Source organism: Cellulosimicrobium funkei (genome assembly GCF_001019615.1).
Lineage (GTDB): Bacteria > Actinomycetota > Actinomycetes > Actinomycetales > Cellulomonadaceae > Cellulosimicrobium > Cellulosimicrobium cellulans_E.
Genome location: NZ_JNBQ01000001.1, coordinates 345,803 through 368,969, shown reverse-complemented (window position 1 = coordinate 368,969; position 23,167 = coordinate 345,803). Strand labels below are relative to the sequence as shown.

Here is a 23,167-nt window from a genome sequence, read left to right as displayed (position 1 = left end):
GACATGGGGGTCGCTATCCGGCGGATGACGACCCCCATGTCGTGCTCGGCGCGGAAGATGGGGTGCGTGACGACCGACGACCCCGAATACCCGCTCGCCGCGCGGACCGCGCCGTCGCTCGCGGCGCTCGACGACCACCTCATCCAGTGCCGGGCCTGCCCGCGTCTGGTCGCGTGGCGCGAGCACGTCGCCGAGGTCAAGCGCGCGTCGTTCCGCGACGACGACTACTGGGCCCGGCCCGTGCCCGGGTTCGGCGACGAGCGCGCGGGGATCCTCGTCGTCGGGCTCGCACCCGCCGCGCACGGGGCCAACCGCACCGGCCGCATGTTCACGGGCGACCGCAGCGGCGACTTCCTCTTCGCGTCCATGCACCGCACGGGCCTGGCCAACCAGGCGACGTCCGTGTCCGCGGACGACGGGCTGCGCCTCACCGGGATCCGCGTCACCGCCCCGGTGCGGTGCGCCCCGCCCGACAACAAGCCCACGCCCGAGGAGCGCCGCCGGTGCGGGCCGTACCTCGCGCGCGAGGTGGAGCTGCTCGGGGAGACCGTGCGCGTCGCCGTCGTGCTCGGCGGATTCGGGTGGCAGGCGCTCCTGTCCACGCTCGCCGAGCAGGGCTGGGACGTGCCCCGGCCACGGCCGCGGTTCACGCACGGCGCGGAGGTGACGCTGCGCCGTCGGACACCCGCGCCGGGGACGGACACCGCGGGGGCTCACCACGACGGCGAGGTGCCCGACGGCGGGCAGCCGCCCCCCGCGCAGACCCTCACCCTCCTGGGGTGCTTCCACGTGAGCCAGCAGAACACCTTCACCGGGCGTCTCACGCCCCAGATGCTCGACGACGTGCTGCTGCGCGCGCGCGACCTCGCCGGCCTGAGCGCCCTGGACTGAGCACCCGCACGTGGAGAGACGCGCTCCGGGCCGAGGGCGGCAGCCGGCGGTGCAGCGCTGGGCCAGTGGTGCAGCGCTCGGCCTGACGTGCGTCTGCGGTGCGTCTACCGGGTCGCGGTCGTCGGGGACTGACGGCGCGGGGCGTCCGCCCACCGGCGGCGCTCCGCCACGCGGGGCAGGGCGCGACCCACGAGCCGGAGCTGCTCGCGGCGCGCGATGACCTCCATGCGCCGCAGCTCACGCTCGAGCGGGGACGATGCTGCTGACATTGCTGCTCTCCTTCGACGGCGCCGGGGACGCCCCGGTCGGACCGGGTGCCCACCCGGCGATGACGCGCGGCGACCGCGAACCTCGGTCGCCGCTCCTGCCCCCGTAGGAGAGAGACCGAGGAGGCGCCGTCTTGTGACATGGTGACCGGGTCGGGACCGAGGCCCGCCGATCGCACGGCCGGCCGCCTCCCCTCCGGCGGGTACCGATGACGGGAGGATCCATGGCCGACGGCAGTGCCCGCCCCGGGCGCGGACCGCGGTGCTGGTCGCGGTCGTGGTCGTCGCAGGTGTCGTCACGACCAGCGCGACAGGGTTCTGCCCCCGCACGTCCTGAGGGGACGTCCGGTCAGTCGGCGGGGAGAGCCGACTCCTCGTACTGCTCGACGAACTCGCCCGTCGGCGGGATGGGCGTGATGACGTCGATCAGGACACCGTTCGGGTCGGCGGTGATGAAGTGGCGCTGGCCGAACGCCTCGTCGCGCAGCGAGCGCAGGATCGGCAGACCCGCCGCGACGAAGCGGTCGTGGACGGCGTCGACGCCCTCGACCTCGAGGTTGAGCAGGAGCCCGTTCGCCCTCCCCCGCCCGCTCTCGGGGATCGTCTCGTGGTCGCCGTCCAGCACGGCGAGGTTCACGGCCTCGTCGTGCGCGGACTGAAGGTGCACGTACCAGTCGCTCGTGAAGAGCGGCCGGAGGTCGAGGTGCTCGACGTAGAACGCGGCGGTCGCGGCGACGTCTCCGGTCATGATCACCGGGTACCAGCTCGTGATGCGCACGGGTCTTCTCCTCTGGTCGTGGGCGGGCGCCCAAGGGAAACAAACAAACAGGCTGTATGTATCTAAGAGTGACCTACAGTCTGTCGGTATGCAAGAGACACGTCGGAGCAACGCCGAGCGCACCCTCGCCACCCGGACCGCGCTCGTCGCCGCGGCACGCGAGCTGTTCGTCGACCCCGGGTACGCGGAGGCGTCGACACCCCAGATCGCCGCGGCCGCGCGCGTCACGCGGGGCGCGCTCTACCACCACTACGCGGACAAGCGGGACCTGTTCCGGGCGGTCGTCGAGGCCGAGGCGGAGGCCGTCGCGCGCGAGATCGAGGCGCGGACCGGTCCGCTCGCCAGCGCCCACGAGGTCGCAGCCGACGCGCTCGACGCCCGCGGGATGCTCATCGAGGGCGCGCGGGCCTACCTCGACGCGATGGCGGTCCCGGGCCGGACGCGCCTGCTGCTCGTCGACGCCCCGGCCGTGCTCGGCGCCGCCGAGGCCGACGCCCTCGACGCGCGCCACGCCCGTCGCACGCTGCGCGCAGGCCTCGCCGCGGCGATCGACACCACGCCCGGCGAGGCCGCACCTGACGACGGCGCACCTGACGACGGCGCACCCGACGACGAGGCCCGCGCCCGTCACGCACGCGACGGCGGCCCCCGCCTCGCGGGGAGGGACCGGCCGACGCCGCCGCGCGTCGGGGACGACGTCGCGCAGGACGACCGCCTCGACGCGCTGACTCTCCTGCTCTCCGCGGCCTTCGACCGCGCGGCGCTCGCGCTCGACGGCGGCGCGCCGCCACACCCCGTGCGCGCAGCGGTCACCGAGCTCGTGGACCGGGTGTGCGCGCCGCGAACCACTCGATGACGCCCGCCCGCGTGCGCTCGTGCCGCTCGACGGCGAGCCCGGCGTCGAGCACCCAGCGCAACGGGCGGCGACGGAAGTGCTCCCCCGCGAGCGGGACGCTCACGACGTCGGCCATCGCCTGGAGCGCGCGGAACGGCCACGACGTCGACGCGACGTGGTCCGCGAGGACGAGCAGGCCGCCGGGCCGCAGCACGCGGACCATCTCCGCGAGCGCGGCACGGTGGTCGGGGATCGCACACAGCGAGAAGGTGCAGACCACGGTGTCGTAGGAGTCGTCGGGGAGGTCGAGCCGCTGCGCGTCACCGAGCCGGAGGTCGACGTCGATGCTCCGCTCCGCTGCGCGCCGTCGCGCGACCGCGAGCATCCCCGGGCTCCACTCGACGCCCGTCAGTCGGCCGGCCAGGACCGGCGCCGGGTAGTGGGCCAGGTTGAGTCCCGTGCCGATCGCGACCTCCAGCGTCTCGCCCGTCGCGAGCGCGCACGCGCGGGGGCGGACGTCCGGGAAGAATCGCCGCTCGGCCACGGCCATGCCGCGGTCGTAGGCGCCCGCCTCCCGGTCCCAGCGCCGCCGCAGCCGGGCGTCGCGCGGGCTCGCCGCGCCGTCGTGCCGTGCCGGTCCTGCCACCCGCACCACCCCTCATCGCCGGTGGCGGCCCGCTGCACCCGGTCGCCTCGACCGGTCGGTCGTCGGCGCCTCCGGCCGACGTTCTCCGCTCGGCGTCTCCGGCCGGTGTCACCCGGTCGAGGTCACCCGGCCGACGTCCCGGGTGAGCACCGCCGTCCTCACGCTCGCACGGTGAGCGTGCTCCCGCCTCCGGGCACGCGCCGCACCTCGATGCGCTCCGCGATGGACTGCTTGAGCGCCTCCACGTGCGACACGACGCCGACGACGCGCCCACCCGCCTGGAGCCGACCGAGAGCCGCGAGCACGGCCTCGAGCGTCTCGGGGTCCAGGCTGCCGAAGCCCTCGTCGACGAAGAGCGTCCCCAGCTCGACCCCGCCCGCCTCCGCGGTGACGACGTCCGCGAGACCCAGGGCCAGGCACAGGGACACGTAGAACGTCTCGCCGCCGGACAGCGTCCGCGGGTCGCGCTCGCGCTCGGTGACGTGGTCGAGGACCTTCATCGCGAGCCCACGCTTGTGCGCGCGCACGTCCTCGCGCGTCGCGCTGCGCACGAGCTCGTACCGGCCCGACGACATCTCGGCGAGGCGCTCGTTCGCCGCCGCGACGACGTCCTCGAACCGCTGGACGAGGACGAACGTCGCGAGCGTGAGCGCGTGGGCGTTGTCGCCGGAGCCGGACGCCAGCGCGGCCATGCGCGCGACCGGCTCTGCCGCGTCGCGGGCCCTGGCCCAGTCGTCCGCTGCCGCCCCGATCCCCTCCGCCGCGGCGCGCGCGGACTGCGCCTGGCGGGCCACGAGCTCGTGCCGGCGGCCTGCTGCCCGTGCCGTCGCCTCAGCCTCGGCGACCGCTGCCCGTGCCGCGGGGACGTCCGCGCGCGCGTCCTCGGGCACGTCCGCGAGGGCCGGGTCGGCGAGCCCGGCGGTCGTGGCGGCGCGCGCCGCCTCGTGCTCGGCCACGCGCCGAGCGAGCGCCCGACGGTCCGGCTCGTCGAGGACGGCGGCGAGCGCGTCGGCGGCGTCCACGAACCCGGACCGGTCGACGAGCGTGGCGAGCTCGGCCGCGCGCTCGTCGACGGCCCTCTGAGCGGTGGCGACCGCGGCGCCCGCGTCGGCGAGCGCGTCGATCGTGCGGAGCCGGTCGTCCAGCGCGGCGGCGAGGACGGCGACCGGGTTCCGGGTCCCGCCCTCGTCGGCGAGGGCGTCGGGCAGGTCGGCCAGCTCCACCAGCGGTCCGGCCGCGGCGACCTCCGCACGGATCTCGGCCCGGTCGGCGTCGAGCATCGTCGCGAGCTCGTCGACGCGGGCCGTCGTGGCGGCGATCATCTCCGCCAGCGCGGCGACCCGCTCCTGGAGGGCGAGCGTGGCGGCGTCGAGGGCGTCGAGCTCGCGCTCGGCGTCCGCACGCTCGCGCGCCGCCGCTCGCGCGATCGTGACGAGCGCGTCGACCTCCGCGACCCGCTCCGCCGCCTCGTGCGGCGTCAGCCCCTCCGCGTCCCGACGGCGCGCGGCCAGCCGCTCCGCGAGGACCTCGACCCGCGCGGAGGCGTCGTGCAGCGTCCGCTCGGCCTCCGCCCGGCCGTGCTCGGCCTCCTCGACGTCCTGCGCCGTGGGGTGGTCGTCCGCGAGCGGCGCCGGGGCCGGGTGGTCCGTGCCGCCGCACACCGGGCACGGGGACTCCTCGACGAGACCGGCGGCGAGCTCGCCCGCGAGGCCGGCGATGCGGGCCGCCCGGACCCGCGCCTCCTGCTCGACCGCGGCGCGCGCGGCCGTCGCGGCCTCCGTGCGCACGGCACGGGCCATCTCCTCCTCCGCGGCGGCCGTCGCGGCCTGCCGCGCCGCCTCCTCGATGGCACGCGCACGCAGCGCCCGCTCCTGGCAGGCCCCGAGCGTCCCGGCCGTCTCCGCGAGCGACGCCAGCCGCAGGCGCAGCTCCTCACGGCGCGCCGGGCGCGCGGCGAGCTCGTCGAGGACGCGCGCCCGTTCCTCGGCCGCCTGCGCGACGTCCTTGCGACCGTCGGCGACCGCACGGTCACGGCTCGGGAGCGAGGCACCGACGGGGAGCAGGCGGGTCACGCGCACCCCGGCCGTCGCGACGTCGGCGCGCAGCGCCTCGAGCGTGGTCGGGTCGGCGTCGGCGAGGGGCGCGGGCGCGCCGGTCCGCGCGAGCGCGAGCCGGTCGTGCGCGGCGGCGAGGAGCTGCTCCGCGCGGACGAGACCCTGCGCCGCGGGGGCGACCACCGCGGCACGGGTCGCGGCGTCGACGCGCCGACGGTCGGCGGCGACCCGGGGCTCCTCCTCCGCGAGGCGCGCCTCCTCGACGCGCAGCCGTGCCCGGCGGTCCACGGCGTCGGCGACCGCCCGCTCGGCGTCGAGGCGGTCGCGCGCCGCGACGAGCGTCGCGTTGGCCGCGAGCTCGCGCTCGGCCAGCACCTCCGCGTCGGCCTCCAGCCCCGCGACGCGCGCCAGGGCGAGCGCGTGCACGCCCGCGACCGGGGCTGCTGTCTCCTCGATCACCGCCGCGGGTGCGGCGGGCTCCGACCCCGTGACCCGTCCGTCGTCGAGCGGCGCCAGGGACGACGGCGCGGTGTCCGCGGCGGCGAGGCCCGTCCGCCTCGCCGCCTCCACCGCACCCCGAGCGAGGTTCGCCACACCCCCAGCGACGTCCGCCTCGGCCCGGGCGACGTCAGCCTCGTCGGCCCGCCGCAGCCGCGCGTCGTCCTGCGCGGCCTCGCGCAGTCGCCGGGCGTCGTCGGGCACGAGCCCCGCTGCCCCGGCGAACCGCTCGACCGCGCCACGAACCCCCTGCCGCGCACCGTCCGACCGCGCCCGCGCCGTGCGCGCGAGCTCGGCGAGCCGCACCGCCGCGCGGTGGTAGAGCTCGGTGCCGAAGACCTTCTGGAGCAGCACGGCCCGGTCCTCGGGCTTCGCGCGCAGGAACGTCGCGAACTCGCCCTGGGGCAGCACGACGGTCTGCACGAGCTGGCGTCGGTCGAGCCCGACGATCCGGCGGATCTCGTCGCCGGCCTCGTCGAGCCGAGCCGAGAGCAGCTCGCCGGGCGGGCCGTCGACCCCCGCGACGGCCTCGGCGGACGGCACGCCCGCCAGGCGCCAGAGCCGCACCGAGGCCTGCTGGGTCGTCGTGCCCGTGCCGCGCTTCTTGGGCCGGAGGTACTCGGGCGTCCGACGCACCCGGTACACGCCCGACGGGACCTCCAGCACGAGGTCCACGAACGACTCGACCTCCGGGGCCGCGAACGCCGAACGGAGGCGGTCGTCGCTCGCCGCGTCGGACGCGACCTTGCCGTACAGAGCGAAGACGATCGCGTCGATGACCGTCGACTTGCCTGCGCCCGTGGGCCCGTCGAGCAGGAAGATCCCGGACGCACCGAGGGACGCGAGGTCGACGCGATGGAGGCCCGCGAACGGACCGATCGCCTGGAAGGTCAGCGAGTGCAGGTGCATCAGGCGCTCCGCTCCTCCGCCAGCGCGAGCTCGAACGCCTCGCGCAGCACGGCGACCTCCGCGGCGCTCGGCGCATGGCCCGCCACGTGCTCGACGAAGTCCCGCGCGACGTCGAGCGGGTCGCGGCCCGGCCCGACGGCGGTCACGACCTCCCGCTCGGCGACGCGCGGCGGGCGATGGGTCACCTGGAGGGCGTGCGGGAAACGGGCCCGGACGCGCGCGTAGAGCTCGGTGGGTCGCACGGGGTCCGTCACGACCACCCGCAGCCAGTCGTCGACGTACTGCTCGCCGACCGTCCCGAGCAGGTCGTCGAGCGTCCCCGTGACCTCCGCGAGGCGGCGCGGCACCGGCGCGGGGACGAGCTCGACCGCCGCGTCCGGGTCCCCGCCGGCGCCCAGCGGGTCCAGGTCGACAAGCGCGGTGGACTTGCGCTGGTGCAGCTCCGAGAAGGAGAACGCGAGCGGCGACCCCGAGTAGCGCGCGACCGTCGCCGACCCGCTGCCGTGACCTGCGGTTTCACGTGAAACGTCGGGCACGGTGACGCGCTGCGGCCCGTGCAGGTGCCCGAGCGCGACGTAGTCGATCCCCCAACCCCCGAACGTCGCCGCGGGCACGGCGTCGACCCCACCCACGCGAATGTCCCGCTCCGACTCCGACGCGAGCCCACCGACCACGAACGCGTGGCCGACGACGACGGCCCGTGCGGCCGGGTCCTGCGCGCGGCGACGCGCGAGGTCGGCCCCGACGCGCCGCATCGCGGCTCCCATGACCGCCTCGTGCGACCGGGCGAGCGGCGTCCGCGCCCCGCCGGCGCGCGGGGCCGCGCCGTGGTCCGCGCCCGCGGACCCGGCGTCGTCGGCCAGCGCGTGGCGCGCCGTGTCCGGGTCGAGGTACGGGAGGGCGTAGACGAGCAGCGGAGCGTCGCCCGTACCGCTCCCGCGGCGTGGTGCGAGGACGACGGGCGACCCGACGTCGGCCAGCCGTGCGCGCAGGTGCACGCCCGGACGCATGACGCGATCCCCGAACCCGAGCCGGACCGCGGAGTCGTGGTTGCCCGGGGTGACGACGACGTGCGCGTGCTCCGCGAGCCGCGTGACCGCGTCCGAGAGGAGCGACACCGCGTCGACGGGAGGGATCGCGCGGTCGTACACGTCGCCCGCGACGACGACGGCGTCGACGCGCTCCGTGCGGGTCAGCTCGACGAGGTGGTCGAGGTGCGCGGCCTGGTGCTCCAGCAGGTCGACCCCGTGCAGCGTCCGCCCGAGGTGCCAGTCGGACGTGTGCAGGATGCGCATGACCGCACCGTACCGGCCGGGTCCCACAGCATCCGGGACCCGGGCGGGTGGGCGCGGGCCGGCGTCAGACCGCGCCGACGACCTCGATGGGGCCCGTCGTCGCGCCGCTGCGCTCGACGGGGATGCGTCCGCCCATGCCGATCATCTCGAGCAGCTCGACGATGCTCGTCGACGGGTCGCGGAGCACCACGTCGCGGCCGTCCTCCTCGCCGAGCATGTAGAGCTGGATGATGAACGCGATGCCCGACGAGTCGATGAAGGTCACGTCGGCGACGTCGACCACCACGCGCCCGCGTGTGTCCAGCACGTAGGACATCGCCTCGCTCGCGCGGTCGCGCAGCGCCGCGTCGATCTCTCCCCACATCGTCACGACCACGCCGCCGTCCGCCGGGGCGTAGACGATCCCGCTCGTCCGGTCGATCGCGCTGCCTGTGTCCACGGTTCCCGCTCACCGTCTCTCTCGAGTCGTCCTGCGTGCTGTCGGCCGCCCCTCCGGACAACGTCCGGTGGTGACGGCCTGTTCCCCGCGCGCCCCCGCGAGGCTCCGTACGGTCGCAGGCGCCGCCGTCGGGCGACGGGTCGCGCCGGGCGACCGCGACCGGAGCAGAAAGAGTCTGCACCCGACGCGCGGCGCACACCAGCCCCCGAGGGGGTGGTCCTCGACCTTTCTCCGAACCCACACAACCGCCGCGCCAGGGGCGGTCGAGGGCGCTACAGCGGCTCCGTGACGTCCGCGACCTGCGCGCCCAGCGCGCCGACGAGCGCCTGCCCGTCCACCGTCGCGGCGACGCCGTGCGCACCGCCGCCGATCGAGACCAGGCGCGCTGCGGCGTCGGGCTCCGCGATCTCGCCCCCCGCGACGTCGACCTCGTCGCTCGTCGCCGGTCCCGCCACGACCCGGACGTCCGCCACGACCGGCCAGGCGTGCGTCGAGCCGAACGGCGTGATCGTGCCGCGCTCGTAGCCCGTGACGTCGCGCGCGACCTCCTTGTCCGGCATGGAGAGGCGCGAGACGCCGAGGAGGGAGCGCAGCTTGGGCCAGGAGATCTGGCGGTCGCCCGGGACGAGCACGAACAGGTAGTCGTCCTCCGCACGCCGCACGACGATCGTCTTGAGGACGCGCGACGGGTCCACGCCCCGCGCCGCGGCGGCCTCCTCGAGCGACCCCACCCGCCCGTGCCGCGTGACGGTGTAGTCGATGCCCGACGCCTCCAGCGCCGCGAGGGCGCGCTCGCTGCTCATGCCACCGACCCTAGTCGCCGCGTCCGACGCCCACCCCCGCCGCGCACCCGCGCGCCCGGTGGTCAGACGTCGTCGAACTCCGTGACGACCGTGCGCCAGTACTCGGCGCCGTCGCGCGTGCGGTGCACGAGGCCGGCGTCGACCATCGCGCGGCGCAGCGACACCGGGTCCGCCGCGCGGGCCGCGAGCCGCTTGGTCAGCGTGAGCTCGGTGACGGGCTCCTCCAGGGGCAGCACCTGCGCCGCGAGGAACCGCACCACGAGCTCGCGGTCGCGCAGGCGCTTGGGCGAGCGCAGCAGGCGCCCGTCGACGAGGAACCGCTCGGGGCCCGTGGGCCGGGGCGTGGGCGCCGTCGCGAGGAGCGCCGCGAACCGCTCGGGCGCGGCGCGCAGGAACCCGCCGTCGTCGCGCACGATCACCCCGGCGGCGAGGAGCGGCCCGAGCCGCCGCCGCTCGTCGGTCGAGAGCACCGCCTCGGCGGGGCCCTCCGTCACGACGCGCGCGAGCACCTCCAGCCGACCCGCGTCCGCGAGCGACGCGACGACCTGCTTCCACGCGTTGTCCGGTGCCACGGCACCGTTCTGCTCGACGTCCACCCACCGACCCTAAGCACCCTCCGGCGCACACGGCCAGCGAGTTGTCAGCGCTTACGCGAGGTGCACGACGTCGCCCGTCCAGCGCTGCCGGAGCCACCGGTCGTGCGACGCGACGACCACCGCGCCCGGCCACTCGTCGACCGCCTCCATGAGCTCCCCCGCGAGCGTCAGGGAGACGTGGTTCGTCGGCTCGTCGAGGAGCAGCACGTCGGGGGCCTGCGTCACGAGCATCGCGAGCACCACGCGCCGCCGCTGGCCGACCGACAGCTCTGCGAGCGGGCGCCCGAGGTCGCGCGGCGCGAGGAGCCCGTGGGCGTCGACCGCGGCCTCGCGCGCGCCCGCCCGGTCCGCCGGGTCCCAGCCCTGCGCGAGGGCGAGGAGCTCGCGCGGGGTGCGGTCGTCGTCGTGGAGGTGGACGTCCTGCTCCAGCAGGCCGACCCGGACGCCGCGTGCCCGACCGACCGTGCCCGCGTCGGCTGCGAGGTCGCCCGCCAGGACGTGCAGGAGCGTCGACTTCCCCGCGCCGTTGGCGCCCGTGACGAGCAGCCGCGTGCCGCGCGCGACCTCGACCGAGGGCACGCCCGACGCCGTCATGTCGAGCCGGTCGGCGCGCTCGCCGGGCGCGCCCGTACCCACCGGCCGGTGCACGACGACGCCCCGCGCCCAGGCGACGACGTCGCCCCCGCCGGGGGTGACCGCGCCGTAGCCGCTCGGCGGGGCGAAGCGCAGCGGCGGCGGGGGCTTGCGCACCTGGTCGCGATCGAGGGTGTCGAGCCGCAGCTGGGCGTTGCGCACGCGCCGCGACACCTGGCTCTGGACGCGCTCCCCCTTGAAGTCGTAGAGGATCTTCGCCTGGTTGCCGCGCTCGCGGTTCTTCGAGACGTCGCGCGCGGTGACCGCGACGGACCGGCGCAGCTCGGCGAGCTCCGCCTGCTCGGTCTCGAACCGCTGCTCCCAGCGCGCGCGCTCGACGCGCTTGGCCTCCAGGTAGTCGCTGTACGTGCCCCCGTACAGGGTGGCCGCGCCACCGGGCCGCGACGCGCCGTCCGCGGCGCCCCGCAGCGGCTCGGCCACCGGGTCGAGGTCGAGGATCTCGGTGCAGACCTCGTCGAGGAACACCCGGTCGTGGCTCGCGAGCACGACGGCGCCGGGGAGCGCGCGCAGCGCCGCCGCCAGGAACTCGGCCGCGGCGTCGTCGAGGTGGTTCGTCGGCTCGTCGAGCAGCAGCGCGCCGGGTTGACGCACCAGCAGCGCGGCGAGCCCGAGCCGCGTCCGCTGCCCGCCCGAGAGCGAGCCGACGGCGCGGCCGGCGACGCCGTCGACGTCGAGTCCCAGGCCGGCGAGCGTGCGCGCGGCGCGCGCGTCGGCGTCCCACACGTCCGCGAGCTCGGCCCGGTCGAGGGCGCGCGCGTACGCCTCCTCGACCCCCGCGACAGGCCCCGCGACGTCCGGGCCCGCGAGGGCGAGCGCCGCCTCCTCGAGCTCGCGCTCGATCGCCCGGACGCGGGCCAGCGCGTCGTCGACGACCGCACGCACGGTCGTCGTCGGCGGGTAGGGGAACTCCTGGTGCAGGAACCCGAGGTCGTCGGGCCGGGTCACGGCCCCGTCGTCGGGCGCGAGCGTGCCCGCGAGCACGCGCAGCAGGGTGGACTTGCCGACGCCGTTCTCGCCGACGAGACCCGTGCGGTGGCCGGGGTCGACGGCGAGGTCGACGCCGCGCAGCACGGGACGGCCCGCGAAGGACACGCGGACGTCGGACGCACGGAGGACAGGGGTGGAACGGGCCATGGGGCGATCACCTACCAAGGTGCCCGGGCGGCACGCGCACGCGCCAGGGACGGCGCGGGGGCCACGACGACGGGCTCGACGGGACGGAGCGGTCGGGGCAGGTGAGGATCACATCGCTGACGAGGCTACGCGGACGCTCGCCGCGGCGCACGCGAATATCGGGGGCTCGTGGGACGAGCGGGCGCGACCGCCCTCCCCGCGCTGGGCGCGACGCCGTCGCGCGTCAGGGTGCGGTCGTCTCCGTCGCGTCCGCCGTGGGCTCCTCGGTCGGCGCGGACGTCGGCGCGGCGGTCGGCTCCTCCGTCGGCTCGGGGTCGGGGGTCGGCTCGGGTTCGGTCGGCTCCGGCTCGGGCTCCGGCTCTTGCGCAGGCCCGGACGAGACGACGATCGTCACCGTGCTCCCCGGCGCGACCTGGGCGCCCGAGCCCGGGTTGACCGAGAGCACCGTGCCTGCCGCGGCGGCGTTCTCCTCCGTCGTCACGCTGACCTTGAGCCCGGCCTTCGCGAGCGCGGCCTCGGCCTGGGCCTGCGTCGTGCCGACGAGCCCGGCGGGCACGGCGACCTTCGCGGGCTGCTCGGGCTCCGGCTTCGGGGTGGTCGGCGTGGTCGGCTTGGTGGGTGTGGTCGGCTTCGTGGGCTCGGTCGGGGTGGGCTTGGGCGCCGGGGCGGGCGCGCCGGGCGTCGACGGCTTCTGGGGGGTCGACGGAGCCGTGCTCTCGGACGGCGTGTAGCGCGTCGGCATCTTGCCCGCAGCGAAGAACTCGAAGTGCCACGGCTCCGGCTTGGAGCCGTTCGGTCGCGCCCAGGCGGGGTTGTCCCAGCCGTAGTCCGGACCGTGCATGCGGAGCCACACGTACTCGCGCGAGGTCCCGGACGGGACGTTGCCGCCGACGTCGATCGCGAGGCCCCAGCCGTGCTGGGACGTCCCGGGCACCGCGGCGAGGTAGGGCTTGATCGCCTTGAGCCGCACCTGGTCGTCGTAGGGGCGGTACGCGTCGGTGATCTTGAGCGCGTACCCGAACTCCTTCTCGAACTCCGCGGCGAGCGCCTCGAGCTGCTCGGCCGCGTCGCAGCGCAGCGTCTTGCCCGGCGCGAAGTCGAGCGCGCACAGCGCCTCGGCCGGGATCCGCCCGTTCTGGTACTGCGCCGTCGAGCCGGCGTACTTCTCGACCACCTCGGCGAGCCGCTCCGCGAGGGTCGTGCCCGCGAGCGCCGTGGCCCCGGCCGCCGGGACGACGCCGACCGGGGAGTAGTCCGTGCCGAGCAGGTCCGCGAGGTGGGTCGCCGAGACGACGACGTCCTCGAGCGTCACGTCGCCGTGCGCGTGGTCGTCGTCCTCCGCGTGCTCGCCGTCACCGCTGTCACCCGACGGGTCGCCCAGGTCCCCCTGGGTACCGCCGAGCTCCCCCGGGGCGACGCCGTCGGGAGCGGGCACGGCGTCCTCGGGGAGCGTGCGATCTCCCGGGGAGCCCCCGGTGCTGCCGGGCGCCGTCGGTCCTGTCGGGGCGTCGCCCGAGGGCGACGGGCTCGGCGACCCGCTGGGGCTCGGCGACCCGCTCGGGCTCGGGGACGCGGTGGGGTCGGGGCTGCTCGTCGGGCTCGGGCTCGGCGTGGTGCGGACGGCGGAGGTGCGCACCGCGTCCGTGTCGCCCGCCGCGTCCACGGACGCGGGCTGCTGCGCGGGGCCTCCGGGGGCCGTCGTCCCGTCCTCGTCCGCACCGGGGAGGTCGAGGTCGTCGGAGCCCGCGCCCGGGTCGACCGGCTCCGGGAGGTCCGGCACCTCGGTGTCGTCGAGCGACTCGTCGAGGTCGAGCCCGCCGTCGGGGACCACCTGGACGGGCACCCGGCGCGCGGCGTCCTGCTGAGCGAGGTAGGTGGCGAGGAGCATGCCGAGCTCGGCACGCGCCTGCTCCACGGGAGCGGTGACCTCGCCGTCGGCGAGGGAGTTCGCCGTCGCGAGGACCTCGATCGCGCCGTCGAGCTGCTGGTCCTCGTCGAGGCCGGCGCCGAGCGTGCTCGACAGCGCCGAGACCTGCGTCGCCGCCGCAGCCTCGGCGAAGAAGGACGCACCGGGGCGGGGCTCGACGCTCCCGGCGAGCGCCGCGGCCAGCGTGATCGCGAGCGCCGAGGAGATGAGGACGTGGGAGACGGCGCGAGCGCGTCGCGCGAAGGCCGGGGACTGCGCGGGGGCGGGCGCGGCAGGCTCAGGCATCTGGGGCACGTCGTCCGCCGCGCCCTCGTGCTCCGCCGTGGTGCTCACCGCTCACTCCCGTGCTTCGTGCCCTGCCACGGACCTGCGGTCCCGCACGCCGGTTCTGCGCGTCGTCGCGCCCGACGTCACGGCTGCGCACGTCCACCGGTCGGTGTGCCGCACGCCACAGTGCCCTCGTCCGCCTACCGTACACCGCCTCCACGAGGCTCTCACCCCCGTCTCATGTTCGCGGGGGAGAATGCCGCCATGAGTTCACCGACGCGTCACCGCAGGTCAACGTCACGCTCGTTCGCGCTGGGCGCGGCGGTCGTCACGACCCTCGCGCTCGCCGGGTGCGCGGAGGACGGCTCGGTGAGCGTGCCGGAGTTCACCCTCACCGGGGACCAGGTCCAGCAGTTCCTCGACGACGCCCGGTCCCAGGCCGAGACCATCGGCGAGGACGTCCGCTCCCTCACCGACGACCTCGGCTCGCTGTCCGGCGAGGCCCGCACACGTGCCGAGGACGCCGCCACGGCGGCGCAGGAGGCCGCGGACGAGGCCCGCGCCGCGGCGGACGAGGCCGCCACGGCCACCGACGACACCCGCGCCGAGGCCGAGCAGCGCCTCGCGGAGGCGGAGACGGCGCTCGAGGACGCGTCCACCGAGCTCGACGCGGTCGCCGACTCCCTCTCCGGCGCGGACGCCGCCGTCCGGGACGCGATCGAGAGCCTGCGAGAGCGCGTCGACGAGCTGCGTGCCGAGCTCGAAGGCTCCACCGGCTCCTAGGCGACCCGGCCGCAGGGCCCGGCGAGCGGAATCGCCCCGGCGCACCGGTGACCTAGGTCCCCGCGGGCGGCGACCTTTGCCTGACGTCCACCCTTCCTTCACAGGGGTTTGCTTGGTCTCAGGAGCCCGACCGCACCGGCCGGGTCGATGAGAGGGGACAGTGATGAAGGGGACGATCGAGCGGAACGCCAACGCGCCGCTCCCCACGGTCGAAGGCAGCGAGCCGGAGACCCTCAGCCTCGCGGAGCGTGCTCCGCGACACACCCAGGTCGTCCTCGGCGTCCTGCGGATCGTGATCGGCTTCTACTTCCTCTGGGCGTTCCTCGACAAGACGTTCGGACTCGGGTTCGCGACCCCCGCCGAGCGGTCGTGGATCAACGGGAACAGCCCGACCACCGGCTTCCTGTCGAACCTCGAGGGCACGTTCTCGGGCTTCTTCAGCGGCCTGGCCGGCAACGCGTTCATCGACGTGCTGTTCATGGTCGGCCTGCTCGGCATCGGGCTCGCCCTCATCCTGGGCATCGGCATGCGGGTCGCCTCGGTGAGCGGCACGCTCCTGCTCCTGCTCATGTACCTGGCCGAGCTCCCGCTCGTGACCAACCCGATCATCGACGACCACATCACGATGGCCCTGACGATCATCGCGCTCACGCTCCTCGGGGCGGGCAGCGTGCTCGGCCTCGGCAAGACGTGGAAGAAGATCCCGTTCGTCCAGCGCAACGCCTGGCTGGTCTGACGGTTCCGACAGCCCGCCGTGTGCGGCGGGCCTACGGGGCGACCGATACCGCGCGACGATTCTGAGGCCGTCGCTGCAGGGAGTCGCTCCCGGGGGAAGAGGGACGTGCGGGCGGTGGGGAGACCACCCGCACGTCCCGCCCCTCCGCGCCCGGCAGGGCGACCGACGCTCGACGGAGCGGGTCGCCCGCCGGGCGCCTTTCTGTCTGCACCCGTGCCCGTGCTCAGCCGAAGCGCGCGAGCAGCTCCGCCGCCTGGGGGTCGCCCTGCGCGGCGGCCTCGCTCCAGAGCGTCATGGCCTCGGCGACCCGGCCGGCCCGCAGCCGCAGGACGCCGAGGCTCGTGCGTGCGGTCGGCTCGCCCACGAGCGCCGCCTGCTCCAGCAGGTCCTCCGCGTCGAGGGCGCGGCCGGCACGGACGTAGAGGTCCGCCAGCGCCGCCGCGACGCGCGCCTCGCCTGCCTGCGCCCAGCCCTCGAGGAGCGCCACGGCGTCGTCACCCGAGAGTGTGCCGCTGCGCGCCAGCTCGACGGCCGCCTCCCAGCTCTCGCCCGACGTCGCGACGAGGAGGTCGTCCGCGGCGTCCCGCTCCCCCAGCTCGACGAGCACCTGCGCGAGCCGGACGGAGGCGCCCTCGACGTCCTGCGCCTGCTCGTACCACCGCCGGGCGGCGTGCAGGTCGCCGCGCTCCGTCGCGACCTGCGCGGCCATGAACGCGCCGAGGACGTCGCCCGCGAGCCCCGCGAGCTCGAAGCAGCGGAACGCCTCGGCGGCGTCGCCGGCCTCGTGGTGCGCGACCCCCAACCGGTACACGGCCCCCGGGACGCCGTGCTCGACGGCCGACTCGTAGAACGGCACCGCGGCGGCGGGACTGCCGAGGGTGCGCAGGTCGTCGGCGATGGCGACGAGCTCCGCGGGGTCGTCGGGGTGCAGGTGCCCGACGGCGGCCCGCAGGTCGGCGAGCGCGGTCGCCGTGGCGGGGCCCGCGCTCTGGTCGGTGGTCGGCATGCGGCACCGCGTCCCTTCGGCCCCCTGCGTCGACGGCCTCGGTCGGCTCGCGCCGGGCCGGCTGCGGTGAGCGACCGGCAGGACGGCGACGGACGTCCCGAGATGTGGACGCACGATAGCGCGCGGGTGTCGCCCACGTCACACCTCCACGTCGGGCCGGGTGCCGCCGGGGGCCCGGCGTCTGGGAGACTGGCTCGGGTGAGCGGAACGACGGACCTGCCGGCCACCGCCGGGCAACGCGTGCTGGACGCCGTCGTGGCGGTGACGAGCGACCTCGACCTCCCGCAGGTGCTCCGGCGCATCGTCGAGGCGGCCATGGAGCTGACCGGCGCCCGGTACGGCGCGCTGGGCGTGCTCGACGCCTCGGGCCGCGAGCGCCTCGCGCAGTTCATCCCGCTGGGGCTCTCGGACGACGAGGTCGCCGCGATCGACCACTGGCCGCACGGCGAGGGCCTGCTCGGCGAGCTGATCGACCGCCCCGAGCCCATCCGCGTCCCGGAGATCGCCGACGACGTCCGGTCCGCGGGCTTCCCCGAGGGTCACCCGCCCATGCACACGTTCCTCGGCGTCCCGGTCCGGGTGCGCGAGACGGTGTTCGGCAACCTGTACCTCACGGACAAGCGGGTGCCCGGGGCGGGCGGCGAGGACTCCACGACGGAGTTCACGGCCGAGGACGAGGCGGCCGTCATCGCGCTCGCCGCGGCCGCGGGCGTCGCGATCGAGAACGCGCGGCTCTACGGGCGCGCCAAGCAGGTGGGCGTGCTCGAGGACCGCGACCGCATCGCGCGCGACCTGCACGACGTGGTGATCCAGCGCCTGTTCGCGTCGGCGATGACGCTCATGAGCGTGCAGCCGCTCGTCGCCGACCCGAACGCGCGGACCCGCATCGAGGAGACCGTCTCCGACCTCGACGAGACGATCCGGCAGATCCGCTCGACCATCTTCGCCCTGCACACGGCGACCGACCCGGACGCGCCGTCGATCGAGGACCGGTTCCGCGCCCAGGCGGAGGCCGCGACGACGGTCCTGGGCTTCGCCCCGGAGGTGAGCGTCGAGGTCGCGGCCGAGGGCTCGGGCGCGGGCGTGTCCGACGGCGGCCCGAGCCTGCCCGCCGAGGTCGCCGACCAGCTCGTCGTCGTGCTCGGCGAGTCCCTGACGAACGTGGCCCGGCACGCGCAGGCGAGCCACGTCGTCGTGCACCTCTCCGTGACCGCGCACGAGGCGCGCCTCACGGTGACGGACGACGGCGTGGGCATCCAGCCCGGCGGTCGCCGCTCGGGGCTGCGGAACATGCAGGCGCGCGCGGCGGCGCTGGGCGGGTCGAGCACCGCGACCGCGCTGCCCGACGGCGGCACGTGCCTCGAGTGGTGGGTGCCGCTCGTCTGACCCGTCGCCCGGGCCGCCTCAGCGCAGTATCCGCCGCCCGGTGACGATGCGCGGGACGACCTTGATGACGCGGTCGCGCACGCCGGGCACGAACGTCACGAGCGGGAGGGCGAGCAGCCGTGCGCGCTCCACCGGCTCGGTGACCTCGAACGTGCGGCCGACGAGCACGACGGACCAGCCGGAGCGTGCCTCGGCGTCGAACTGGTCCACCTCGAACGCGACGACCGCCCGGCTCGCGGCGACGGCGAGCTTGGACCCCTCGGCGGTTCGGAACACGACGTCCGGACCGTCGAGGACGAAGTTCACCGGCTGGATCGCCGGCAGCGCGTGGTCGGTGTAGACGATCCTGCCCACGGGGACGGTCGCGAGGAGCGCGTAGCTCTCCTCCGGCGTGAGCTCCGAGAGCCCTGCCGAGGCGCGCGGGCGCTCGGCCGTCATGGCCCCCGCACCCGACACCGGTGCCCCTGTCCCGGTCCGCTCGACTGTGTCCATCTCCACATCGTCGCGCCGCGGTGTCAGATCGGCGAGAGCCGAAGGTCCCGACGCCGCGCGGTCGCCCGGACCCTCGCCGTCGGCCCCCGGTCCGTCCGGCGACGAGCCCTCGGGCCCCCCGGGACGCACGGCCCCGGTGCCGCCGTCAGGGACGGAAGGGCTGGCCACCGTGCTGCCGGTCCCCCGCCGGCGCGCCCGCGCCCGGGGTGCCGCCCTGGCGCGTCGCCTCCTCCTGGCGCATCTCGGTCGCGAGCACCGCGACCTGGGTGCGCCGCTGGAGCCCGAGCGTCGCGAGGACGTGCGAGACGTAGTTCTTGACCGTCTTCTCCGCGAGGTAGAGGCGCTTGCCGATCTCGCGGTTCGTCAGCCCTTCGCCGATGAGCGCGACGATCTGGCGCTCCTGCTGGGACAGGCCCTCGAGCCGGTCCGGGATCTCGTCCGCGGCGCGGCGCAGGCGCTCGAGCACGCGCGCGGTGCTCGCCGGGTCGAGCAGCGAGCCGCCCGCGGCGACGGTGCGGACCGCGCCCACGAGGTCGGACCCGTGGATCTGCTTGAGCACGTACCCCGACGCGCCGGCGAGCACGGCCTGGAACAGCGCCTCGTCGTCGGCGAACGACGTGAGCATGAGGCAGCCGACCTCGGGCAGCTCGGAGCGCACCTCACGGCACACCTCGACGCCGGAGCCGTCGGGCAGGCGCACGTCGAGGATCGCGACGTCCGGTCGCGTCGCCTTGATGCGCGCGAGCGCGGAGGCGGCGGTGCCGGCCTCGCCGACGACGGTGATGTCACCGGCCGCCTCGAGCAGCGCGGCGACGCCACGGCGGACCACCTCGTGGTCGTCGAGCAGGAACACACGGATCGGGTGGGGAGAGCCCATGCCCTCAACGTAGCCCGTCGGGGGCGGATTCTCGCGCGCGCGTGGGTGTGCCGCCGCAGGTGCGGGACCTTCGTCCCGCGACCTGGAGCCGTGGGTCCCCGCGCGCAGTGGCGGTCGCAGGGTGCGCACGCCCGGTCCCGGGGAGTATCCAGGAGGTGTGCAGGCGGCGGGAGGACACCCGCCGCGAAGGGGACGAGGACCGAGGTGGGAACCGTGAGCGGATCGACGCAGCAGGTCGTGCTGGTCGGTGTGGACGGCAGCGCGACGAGCGGCAAGGCCCTGGACTGGGCCGTGCGCGAGGCGGCGCGGCGCGGCGCCCAGCTCCGCGTGCTGCACGTCGCCTACGTGCCGGTGGTCGCGACGCCGTTCGTCGGGGGCGCGTACTACCCGAGCGTCGAGGAGCTCGGGGAGATCGCCGGGCCCATCCTGTCGGCCGCCGCGGAGCGCGCCGCCCACGTCGACCCCACGGTGCCCGTGCGCACCACCCTGCGCTCCGGCCCGCCCGCGGAGGCGCTGCTCGACGAGGCCAAGGACGCCGACCTCGTCGTCGTCGGGTCGCGCGGCCTGGGCTCCGTCGGCTCCATGTTCTTCGGGTCCGTCGGCACGCGGCTCGCCGCACGCTCGCCCGTGCCGGTCGTCGTCGTGCCGCCCGTCGTGGACCGCGCCGAGCGCACGACCGACGTCGTGGTCGGCGTCGACGGGTCCGTGCACGGCGACGCGGCGCTGCGGTTCGCGCTCGACGAGGCGGCCCGCGCCCGGTCGCGCGTCGTCGCGGTGTGCGCGTGGCGGCTGCCGGTGGGGCCCCTGTGGGAGGAGAACCCGTCGTTCTACACCGCGGCCGAGCGCGACGCGCGGGCCGAGGCGTCGCGCACCGTCGAGGCGGCGCTCGCGCGGGTGCGGACCTCCGAGCACGACGGCGTCCTCGTCGAGACGTTCGTCGTGGACCGCGAGCCGTCCGTCGCGATCCGGGAGGCCGCGGCGGGAGCCGCGCTGACCGTCGTCGGCTCGCGCGGCCGGGGCGACCTGCGCGGCATGGTCCTGGGTTCCGTGAGCCAGCAGGTGCTGCACCACGCGACGCACCCGGTCGCCGTCGTGCACGCCGAGAAGGCGTAGGCCGGACGCCCTACGCCCAGGGGTCGGTGATCTCGCGCAGGCGCGCGAGCTGACGCCGCAGCGACGCCATGCCGCGCGCCCCGAGGTGCGCGGTCCACTCCGCCTCGACCCGCGCGAGCTCCGCCGCGGCGACGCGGGACGCCGCCTCCCCCCGGGCCGTGACGCGCACGAGCCGCGCACGGCGGTCGGCCGGGTCGGGGACGCGCTCGACGTATCCGGCTGCCTCGAGCTGGTCGACGAGGAACCCCGCGGTCTGCTTGGTGATCTCGGCCGCCTCCGCGAGCTCGGTGAGGCGCGTGCCGTGCGGCCCGACCCGTTGGAACACGCGGAGCTGTGCGGGCGTCGCGTCGTCGAACCCCGCTTCCCGGACCGCGGTGTAGACCCGCAGCTCGAGCGCGCGGTACGGGATGAACAGGAGCAGCCCGGTGTTGAGCTCGTCCTGCTCGCTCACGGGCGCCTCCGTGGGGTGTCGAGGGGTTGACCATCGTCAGCCCGACTGACTAAAGTAGTCAGATCATCGTATCAGTTCTGGAGGCGCTCCCATGAGTGCACCCGACTACTGGATGACGGAGGACGACGTGTGGGCGGCCGTCGCGACCGCCCGGGCCTCCTTCGTGGACCTCGTCGCCGGTCTCGACCCCGCCGACTGGGAGCGCCCCAGCCTGTGCACGGGATGGCGCGTCCACGACGTCGCGGCCCACCTCACCCTCGCCCCCACCTCCTCGCGCGCGGCGCTCGCCCGCGGGCTCGCCCGGGCGCTCGTCCGCGGCCGCGCGAGCTTCGACGGGATGATGGACCTCCTCACGCGCGAGGCCGGGGAACGCCCGCGCGAGGAGGTGCTCGCCGCCCTGCGCGCGGCCGTCGGGTCGCGTCGCCTCGCGCCGGGGACCACCCCGCACGTCGCGCTCGTCGACGCGCTCGTCCACGCCCAGGACGTCGCCGTCGCGCTCGGGATCGACCTCCCCGCACCGCCGCTCGCCTCCCGCGAGGCGGCCGAGCGCGTGTGGGCGGTGTCGTTCCCCTTCCGCGCCCGGCGGCGCCTCGCCGGGTTCCGCCTCGCCGCCGTCGACGTGCCCTGGCAGCGCGGCGAGGGCCAGCAGGTGACCGGCACCATGACCGCGCTCCTCCTGCTGCTCACCGGGCGACCCGCGGCCCTCGCCCTCCTGGACGGTGACGGCGCCCGCCGCCTCGCCCGCTCGTTCGCGCCGCACGACCAGGAGGAGCTCCCATGAGCACGCTCGCCCAGGTCCTCGCCGTCGCCGCCGGCGTGCTGCACGTCGGCGTCGGGGTCGTCGAGGCCTTCTTCTTCCACCGGCCCTGGGCCCAGCAGTTCCTGCTGCGCAAGCGCTTCTCGCCGCCCGAGGTCACGCTCTGGGCGTTCAACGTCGCCTTCTACAACATGTTCCTCGGCGCCGGGACGGTGCTCGGGGTCGTGCTCGCGGCGAACGGCCTCGTGGACGAGGGCCGCACCCTCGTCCTGTACACCGCGGGCTTCATGACGCTCGGCGGGGTCGTGCTGTGGGTCTCCGACCACCGCCTGTGGACCGGGACCCTCGGTCAGTCCGGCTTCGGGCTCGCGACCCTCGTCGCGACGCTCGCGTCCTGACGGTTCCCGCCACCCGGCGCGTTGCTACGGTCGAGGGGTGAGCAGCGCCGCGCAGCCCCTGTCCCACGACCCCTCCTGGCCCCGGGCGGGCGACTGGCCCCCGCTCGGCGGGGACACCGACGTCGACGTCGCGATCCTCGGCGTCCCGGCCTGGCGCACTTCGCTCTCCCCCACCGGCGCGCACGCGACCCCCGCTGCCGTGCGCGACGCGCTGCGCCGGTTCAGCCCCGCGCTCGCTCCCGACCGTCCCCTGCCCGACGACGGGCCCTCCGCCCGCGTGCGGCCCGCCGCCGCGACCGGACCGGCCGCGACGGGGGCTGTCGGGAGCGAGCGAGGAGCGTCGTCGGGCCGTGCCGGGCCGGTCGACCTTTCGCGCCTCGCGTTCGCTGACGTCGGCGACGTCGACGAGCCCGACGGCGCGGAGGGCGAGGCGCGGACGCGCGCGGCGGTCCGCGCATCGCTGGAGCGCGCGCGCCTGCTCGTCGCGCTCGGCGGCGACAACTCCGTGACCGTCGCGACGGCGCTCGGCGCGTGGGGCGACGACCTCGGCACGGCCGGCCTCGTCACCCTCGACGCCCACCACGACCTGCGCGACGGCGTGTCGAACGGGTCGCCCGTGCGGCGGCTGGTCGAGGCCGGTCTCGACCCGCGGCGGGTCGTGCAGGTCGGCATCGCGGACTTCGCCAACTCGGCCGAGTACGCGCGCCGGGCGGTCGAGCTCGGGATCACGGTCGTGCACGTCGACGAGCTGCGCCGGCGCGGCCCGGAGGACGTGATGCGGGCGGCACTCGAGATCGCCGGTGCCGCGGGCGGGCCGGTGCACCTCGACGTCGACGTCGACGTGTGCGACCGGTCCGTCGCCCCCGGGTGCCCGGCGAGCGTCCCCGGCGGCATCACGGCGTGGGAGCTGCGCGCCCTCGTCCGGGCGGCGGCGGTCGACGAGCGTCTCCGCACTGCCGACATCGTCGAGGTCGACGCCACCGCCGACGCCCCCGACGGCCGCACCGTCCGCCTCGCCGCCCTCTGCGTCCTCGAGCTCGCCGCCGGCCTCGCCCTCCGCGTGCCGGGCCCGGAGCCCGTGCAGGTGTAGGGGGCCAGTCGGCCGACCAGGCGATCCTGGTCGGGCGAACCGGAGGTCGTGGTCCCTCACGCGGTCGAGGCACGCCAGAATCACCC

Annotated in this window: 23 protein-coding genes; 9 read left to right on the top strand and 14 right to left on the bottom strand. The window is 76.1% G+C overall.

The genetic code is table 11. The features are described from left to right. The first annotated feature begins 57 nt into the window (after positions 1-57). Complete coding sequence (locus tag FB00_RS01665) at positions 58-891, top strand: uracil-DNA glycosylase (RefSeq protein WP_047231273.1); 834 nt, start codon at positions 58-60, stop codon at positions 889-891. A gap of 104 nt (positions 892-995) precedes the next feature. Here FB00_RS01665 and FB00_RS21880 read toward each other — a convergent pair whose 3' ends face one another. Beyond that, complete coding sequence (locus FB00_RS21880) at positions 996-1,160, bottom strand: hypothetical protein (RefSeq protein WP_156186257.1); 165 nt, start codon at positions 1,158-1,160, stop codon at positions 996-998. A 346-nt stretch (positions 1,161-1,506) separates the two neighbouring features. Then, positions 1,507-1,935, bottom strand: coding sequence for a VOC family protein (locus FB00_RS01660; RefSeq protein ID WP_047231051.1), 429 nt, complete (start codon positions 1,933-1,935; stop codon positions 1,507-1,509). A gap of 88 nt (positions 1,936-2,023) precedes the next feature. On the opposite strand from FB00_RS01660, the gene FB00_RS01655 reads away from it, so the two are divergent. Then, positions 2,024-2,791 carry a TetR/AcrR family transcriptional regulator gene (locus tag FB00_RS01655; RefSeq protein WP_047231050.1) on the top strand — a complete coding sequence of 256 codons (768 nt, stop codon included), beginning with the start codon at positions 2,024-2,026 and terminating at the stop codon, positions 2,789-2,791. Here FB00_RS01655 and FB00_RS01650 read toward each other — a convergent pair. The 8 genes from FB00_RS01650 to FB00_RS20830 all read right to left on the bottom strand — a co-directional run bounded on the left by FB00_RS01650 (position 2,745) and on the right by FB00_RS20830 (position 14,058). After that, positions 2,745-3,416 (bottom strand): class I SAM-dependent methyltransferase, encoded by a 672-nt coding sequence (locus tag FB00_RS01650; RefSeq protein WP_047231272.1) that lies wholly within the window; start codon positions 3,414-3,416, stop codon positions 2,745-2,747. The two genes, FB00_RS01655 and FB00_RS01650, sit on opposite strands and share 47 nt — an antisense overlap. Before the next feature lie 158 nt (positions 3,417-3,574). Continuing rightward, positions 3,575-6,877 (bottom strand): AAA family ATPase, encoded by a 3,303-nt coding sequence (locus FB00_RS01645; RefSeq protein ID WP_047231049.1) that lies wholly within the window; start codon positions 6,875-6,877, stop codon positions 3,575-3,577. Then, the gene (locus FB00_RS01640) at positions 6,877-8,172 is read right to left on the bottom strand and encodes an exonuclease SbcCD subunit D (protein ID WP_047231271.1); all 1,296 of its coding nucleotides are present in this window, start codon (positions 8,170-8,172) and stop codon (positions 6,877-6,879) included. The genes FB00_RS01645 and FB00_RS01640 overlap by 1 nt, the downstream gene beginning before the upstream one ends. Before the next feature lie 64 nt (positions 8,173-8,236). After that, entirely contained in the window at positions 8,237-8,611 is a 375-nt protein-coding gene (locus FB00_RS01635) for an STAS domain-containing protein (RefSeq protein WP_231581660.1), read from the bottom strand. A 272-nt stretch (positions 8,612-8,883) separates the two neighbouring features. Continuing rightward, positions 8,884-9,414 (bottom strand): aminoacyl-tRNA deacylase, encoded by a 531-nt coding sequence (locus FB00_RS01630; RefSeq protein WP_047231048.1) that lies wholly within the window; start codon positions 9,412-9,414, stop codon positions 8,884-8,886. Positions 9,415-9,476: 62 nt separating this feature from the next. Then, positions 9,477-10,010, bottom strand: a complete 534-nt coding sequence (locus tag FB00_RS22580) for a DUF2087 domain-containing protein (protein WP_047231047.1) — start codon at positions 10,008-10,010, stop codon at positions 9,477-9,479. A 51-nt stretch (positions 10,011-10,061) separates the two neighbouring features. Continuing rightward, the gene (locus FB00_RS01620; protein ID WP_047231046.1) at positions 10,062-11,798 is read right to left on the bottom strand and encodes an ABC-F family ATP-binding cassette domain-containing protein; all 1,737 of its coding nucleotides are present in this window, start codon (positions 11,796-11,798) and stop codon (positions 10,062-10,064) included. A gap of 223 nt (positions 11,799-12,021) precedes the next feature. Continuing rightward, complete coding sequence (locus tag FB00_RS20830; RefSeq protein ID WP_052877356.1) at positions 12,022-14,058, bottom strand: M15 family metallopeptidase; 2,037 nt, start codon at positions 14,056-14,058, stop codon at positions 12,022-12,024. A gap of 198 nt (positions 14,059-14,256) precedes the next feature. Between FB00_RS20830 and FB00_RS20825 the strand changes: the two genes are divergently transcribed. Further along, positions 14,257-14,775 carry a hypothetical protein gene (locus tag FB00_RS20825; RefSeq protein ID WP_156186256.1) on the top strand — a complete coding sequence of 173 codons (519 nt, stop codon included), beginning with the start codon at positions 14,257-14,259 and terminating at the stop codon, positions 14,773-14,775. Between the two features lie 163 nt (positions 14,776-14,938). Beyond that, a complete protein-coding gene (locus tag FB00_RS01605) occupies positions 14,939-15,511 on the top strand; it encodes a hypothetical protein (RefSeq protein ID WP_047231045.1) in 573 nt (190 codons plus the stop codon). 223 nt (positions 15,512-15,734) lie between these two features. Here the strand turns inward: FB00_RS01605 and FB00_RS01600 are convergent, their stop codons facing one another. Further along, positions 15,735-16,517 (bottom strand): tetratricopeptide repeat protein, encoded by a 783-nt coding sequence (locus tag FB00_RS01600; protein ID WP_047231044.1) that lies wholly within the window; start codon positions 16,515-16,517, stop codon positions 15,735-15,737. Between the two features lie 198 nt (positions 16,518-16,715). On the opposite strand from FB00_RS01600, the gene FB00_RS01595 reads away from it, so the two are divergent. Further along, positions 16,716-17,903: a GAF domain-containing sensor histidine kinase gene (locus tag FB00_RS01595; protein WP_186008847.1), complete on the top strand. Its 1,188-nt coding sequence runs from the start codon at positions 16,716-16,718 to the stop codon at positions 17,901-17,903. 18 nt (positions 17,904-17,921) lie between these two features. Here the strand turns inward: FB00_RS01595 and FB00_RS01590 are convergent, their stop codons facing one another. Both FB00_RS01590 and FB00_RS01585 read right to left on the bottom strand, forming a co-directional pair. Continuing rightward, positions 17,922-18,395, bottom strand: a complete 474-nt coding sequence (locus tag FB00_RS01590) for a pyridoxamine 5'-phosphate oxidase family protein (protein ID WP_197088709.1) — start codon at positions 18,393-18,395, stop codon at positions 17,922-17,924. A gap of 145 nt (positions 18,396-18,540) precedes the next feature. Continuing rightward, positions 18,541-19,272, bottom strand: a complete 732-nt coding sequence (locus FB00_RS01585; RefSeq protein WP_082140848.1) for a response regulator transcription factor — start codon at positions 19,270-19,272, stop codon at positions 18,541-18,543. A gap of 213 nt (positions 19,273-19,485) precedes the next feature. On the opposite strand from FB00_RS01585, the gene FB00_RS01580 reads away from it, so the two are divergent. Next, positions 19,486-20,385 (top strand): universal stress protein, encoded by a 900-nt coding sequence (locus FB00_RS01580; protein ID WP_052877354.1) that lies wholly within the window; start codon positions 19,486-19,488, stop codon positions 20,383-20,385. 10 nt (positions 20,386-20,395) lie between these two features. Here FB00_RS01580 and FB00_RS01575 read toward each other — a convergent pair whose 3' ends face one another. Next, positions 20,396-20,836 (bottom strand): MarR family winged helix-turn-helix transcriptional regulator, encoded by a 441-nt coding sequence (locus FB00_RS01575; RefSeq protein WP_047231040.1) that lies wholly within the window; start codon positions 20,834-20,836, stop codon positions 20,396-20,398. Between the two features lie 91 nt (positions 20,837-20,927). Here FB00_RS01575 and FB00_RS01570 point away from each other — a divergent pair, with 91 nt between their 5' ends. Genes FB00_RS01570 through FB00_RS01560 form a run of 3 tightly spaced genes read left to right on the top strand, consistent with a single transcriptional unit; the run spans position 20,928 to position 23,081 of the window. Next, a complete protein-coding gene (locus FB00_RS01570) occupies positions 20,928-21,617 on the top strand; it encodes a maleylpyruvate isomerase family mycothiol-dependent enzyme (protein WP_082140846.1) in 690 nt (229 codons plus the stop codon). Beyond that, entirely contained in the window at positions 21,614-21,991 is a 378-nt protein-coding gene (locus tag FB00_RS01565; protein ID WP_047231038.1) for a DUF1304 family protein, read from the top strand. The genes FB00_RS01570 and FB00_RS01565 overlap by 4 nt, the downstream gene beginning before the upstream one ends. Before the next feature lie 37 nt (positions 21,992-22,028). Next, positions 22,029-23,081 (top strand): arginase family protein, encoded by a 1,053-nt coding sequence (locus tag FB00_RS01560; RefSeq protein WP_047231037.1) that lies wholly within the window; start codon positions 22,029-22,031, stop codon positions 23,079-23,081. The last annotated feature ends 86 nt before the right edge of the window (positions 23,082-23,167 follow it).

Coding starts and splice junctions, on each gene's coding strand:
- FB00_RS01665 (WP_047231273.1), top strand. CDS start 58: ATGGGGTGCGTGACGACCGACGACCCCGAATACCCGCTCGCCGCGCGG.
- FB00_RS21880 (WP_156186257.1), bottom strand. CDS start 1,160: ATGTCAGCAGCATCGTCCCCGCTCGAGCGTGAGCTGCGGCGCATGGAG.
- FB00_RS01655 (WP_047231050.1), top strand. CDS start 2,024: ATGCAAGAGACACGTCGGAGCAACGCCGAGCGCACCCTCGCCACCCGG.
- FB00_RS01645 (WP_047231049.1), bottom strand. CDS start 6,877: ATGCACCTGCACTCGCTGACCTTCCAGGCGATCGGTCCGTTCGCGGGC.
- FB00_RS01640 (WP_047231271.1), bottom strand. CDS start 8,172: ATGCGCATCCTGCACACGTCCGACTGGCACCTCGGGCGGACGCTGCAC.
- FB00_RS01630 (WP_047231048.1), bottom strand. CDS start 9,414: ATGAGCAGCGAGCGCGCCCTCGCGGCGCTGGAGGCGTCGGGCATCGAC.
- FB00_RS01620 (WP_047231046.1), bottom strand. CDS start 11,798: ATGGCCCGTTCCACCCCTGTCCTCCGTGCGTCCGACGTCCGCGTGTCC.
- FB00_RS20825 (WP_156186256.1), top strand. CDS start 14,257: ATGAGTTCACCGACGCGTCACCGCAGGTCAACGTCACGCTCGTTCGCG.
- FB00_RS01605 (WP_047231045.1), top strand. CDS start 14,939: ATGAAGGGGACGATCGAGCGGAACGCCAACGCGCCGCTCCCCACGGTC.
- FB00_RS01600 (WP_047231044.1), bottom strand. CDS start 16,517: ATGCCGACCACCGACCAGAGCGCGGGCCCCGCCACGGCGACCGCGCTC.
- FB00_RS01590 (WP_197088709.1), bottom strand. CDS start 18,395: ATGGACACAGTCGAGCGGACCGGGACAGGGGCACCGGTGTCGGGTGCG.
- FB00_RS01585 (WP_082140848.1), bottom strand. CDS start 19,272: ATGGGCTCTCCCCACCCGATCCGTGTGTTCCTGCTCGACGACCACGAG.
- FB00_RS01570 (WP_082140846.1), top strand. CDS start 20,928: ATGAGTGCACCCGACTACTGGATGACGGAGGACGACGTGTGGGCGGCC.
- FB00_RS01565 (WP_047231038.1), top strand. CDS start 21,614: ATGAGCACGCTCGCCCAGGTCCTCGCCGTCGCCGCCGGCGTGCTGCAC.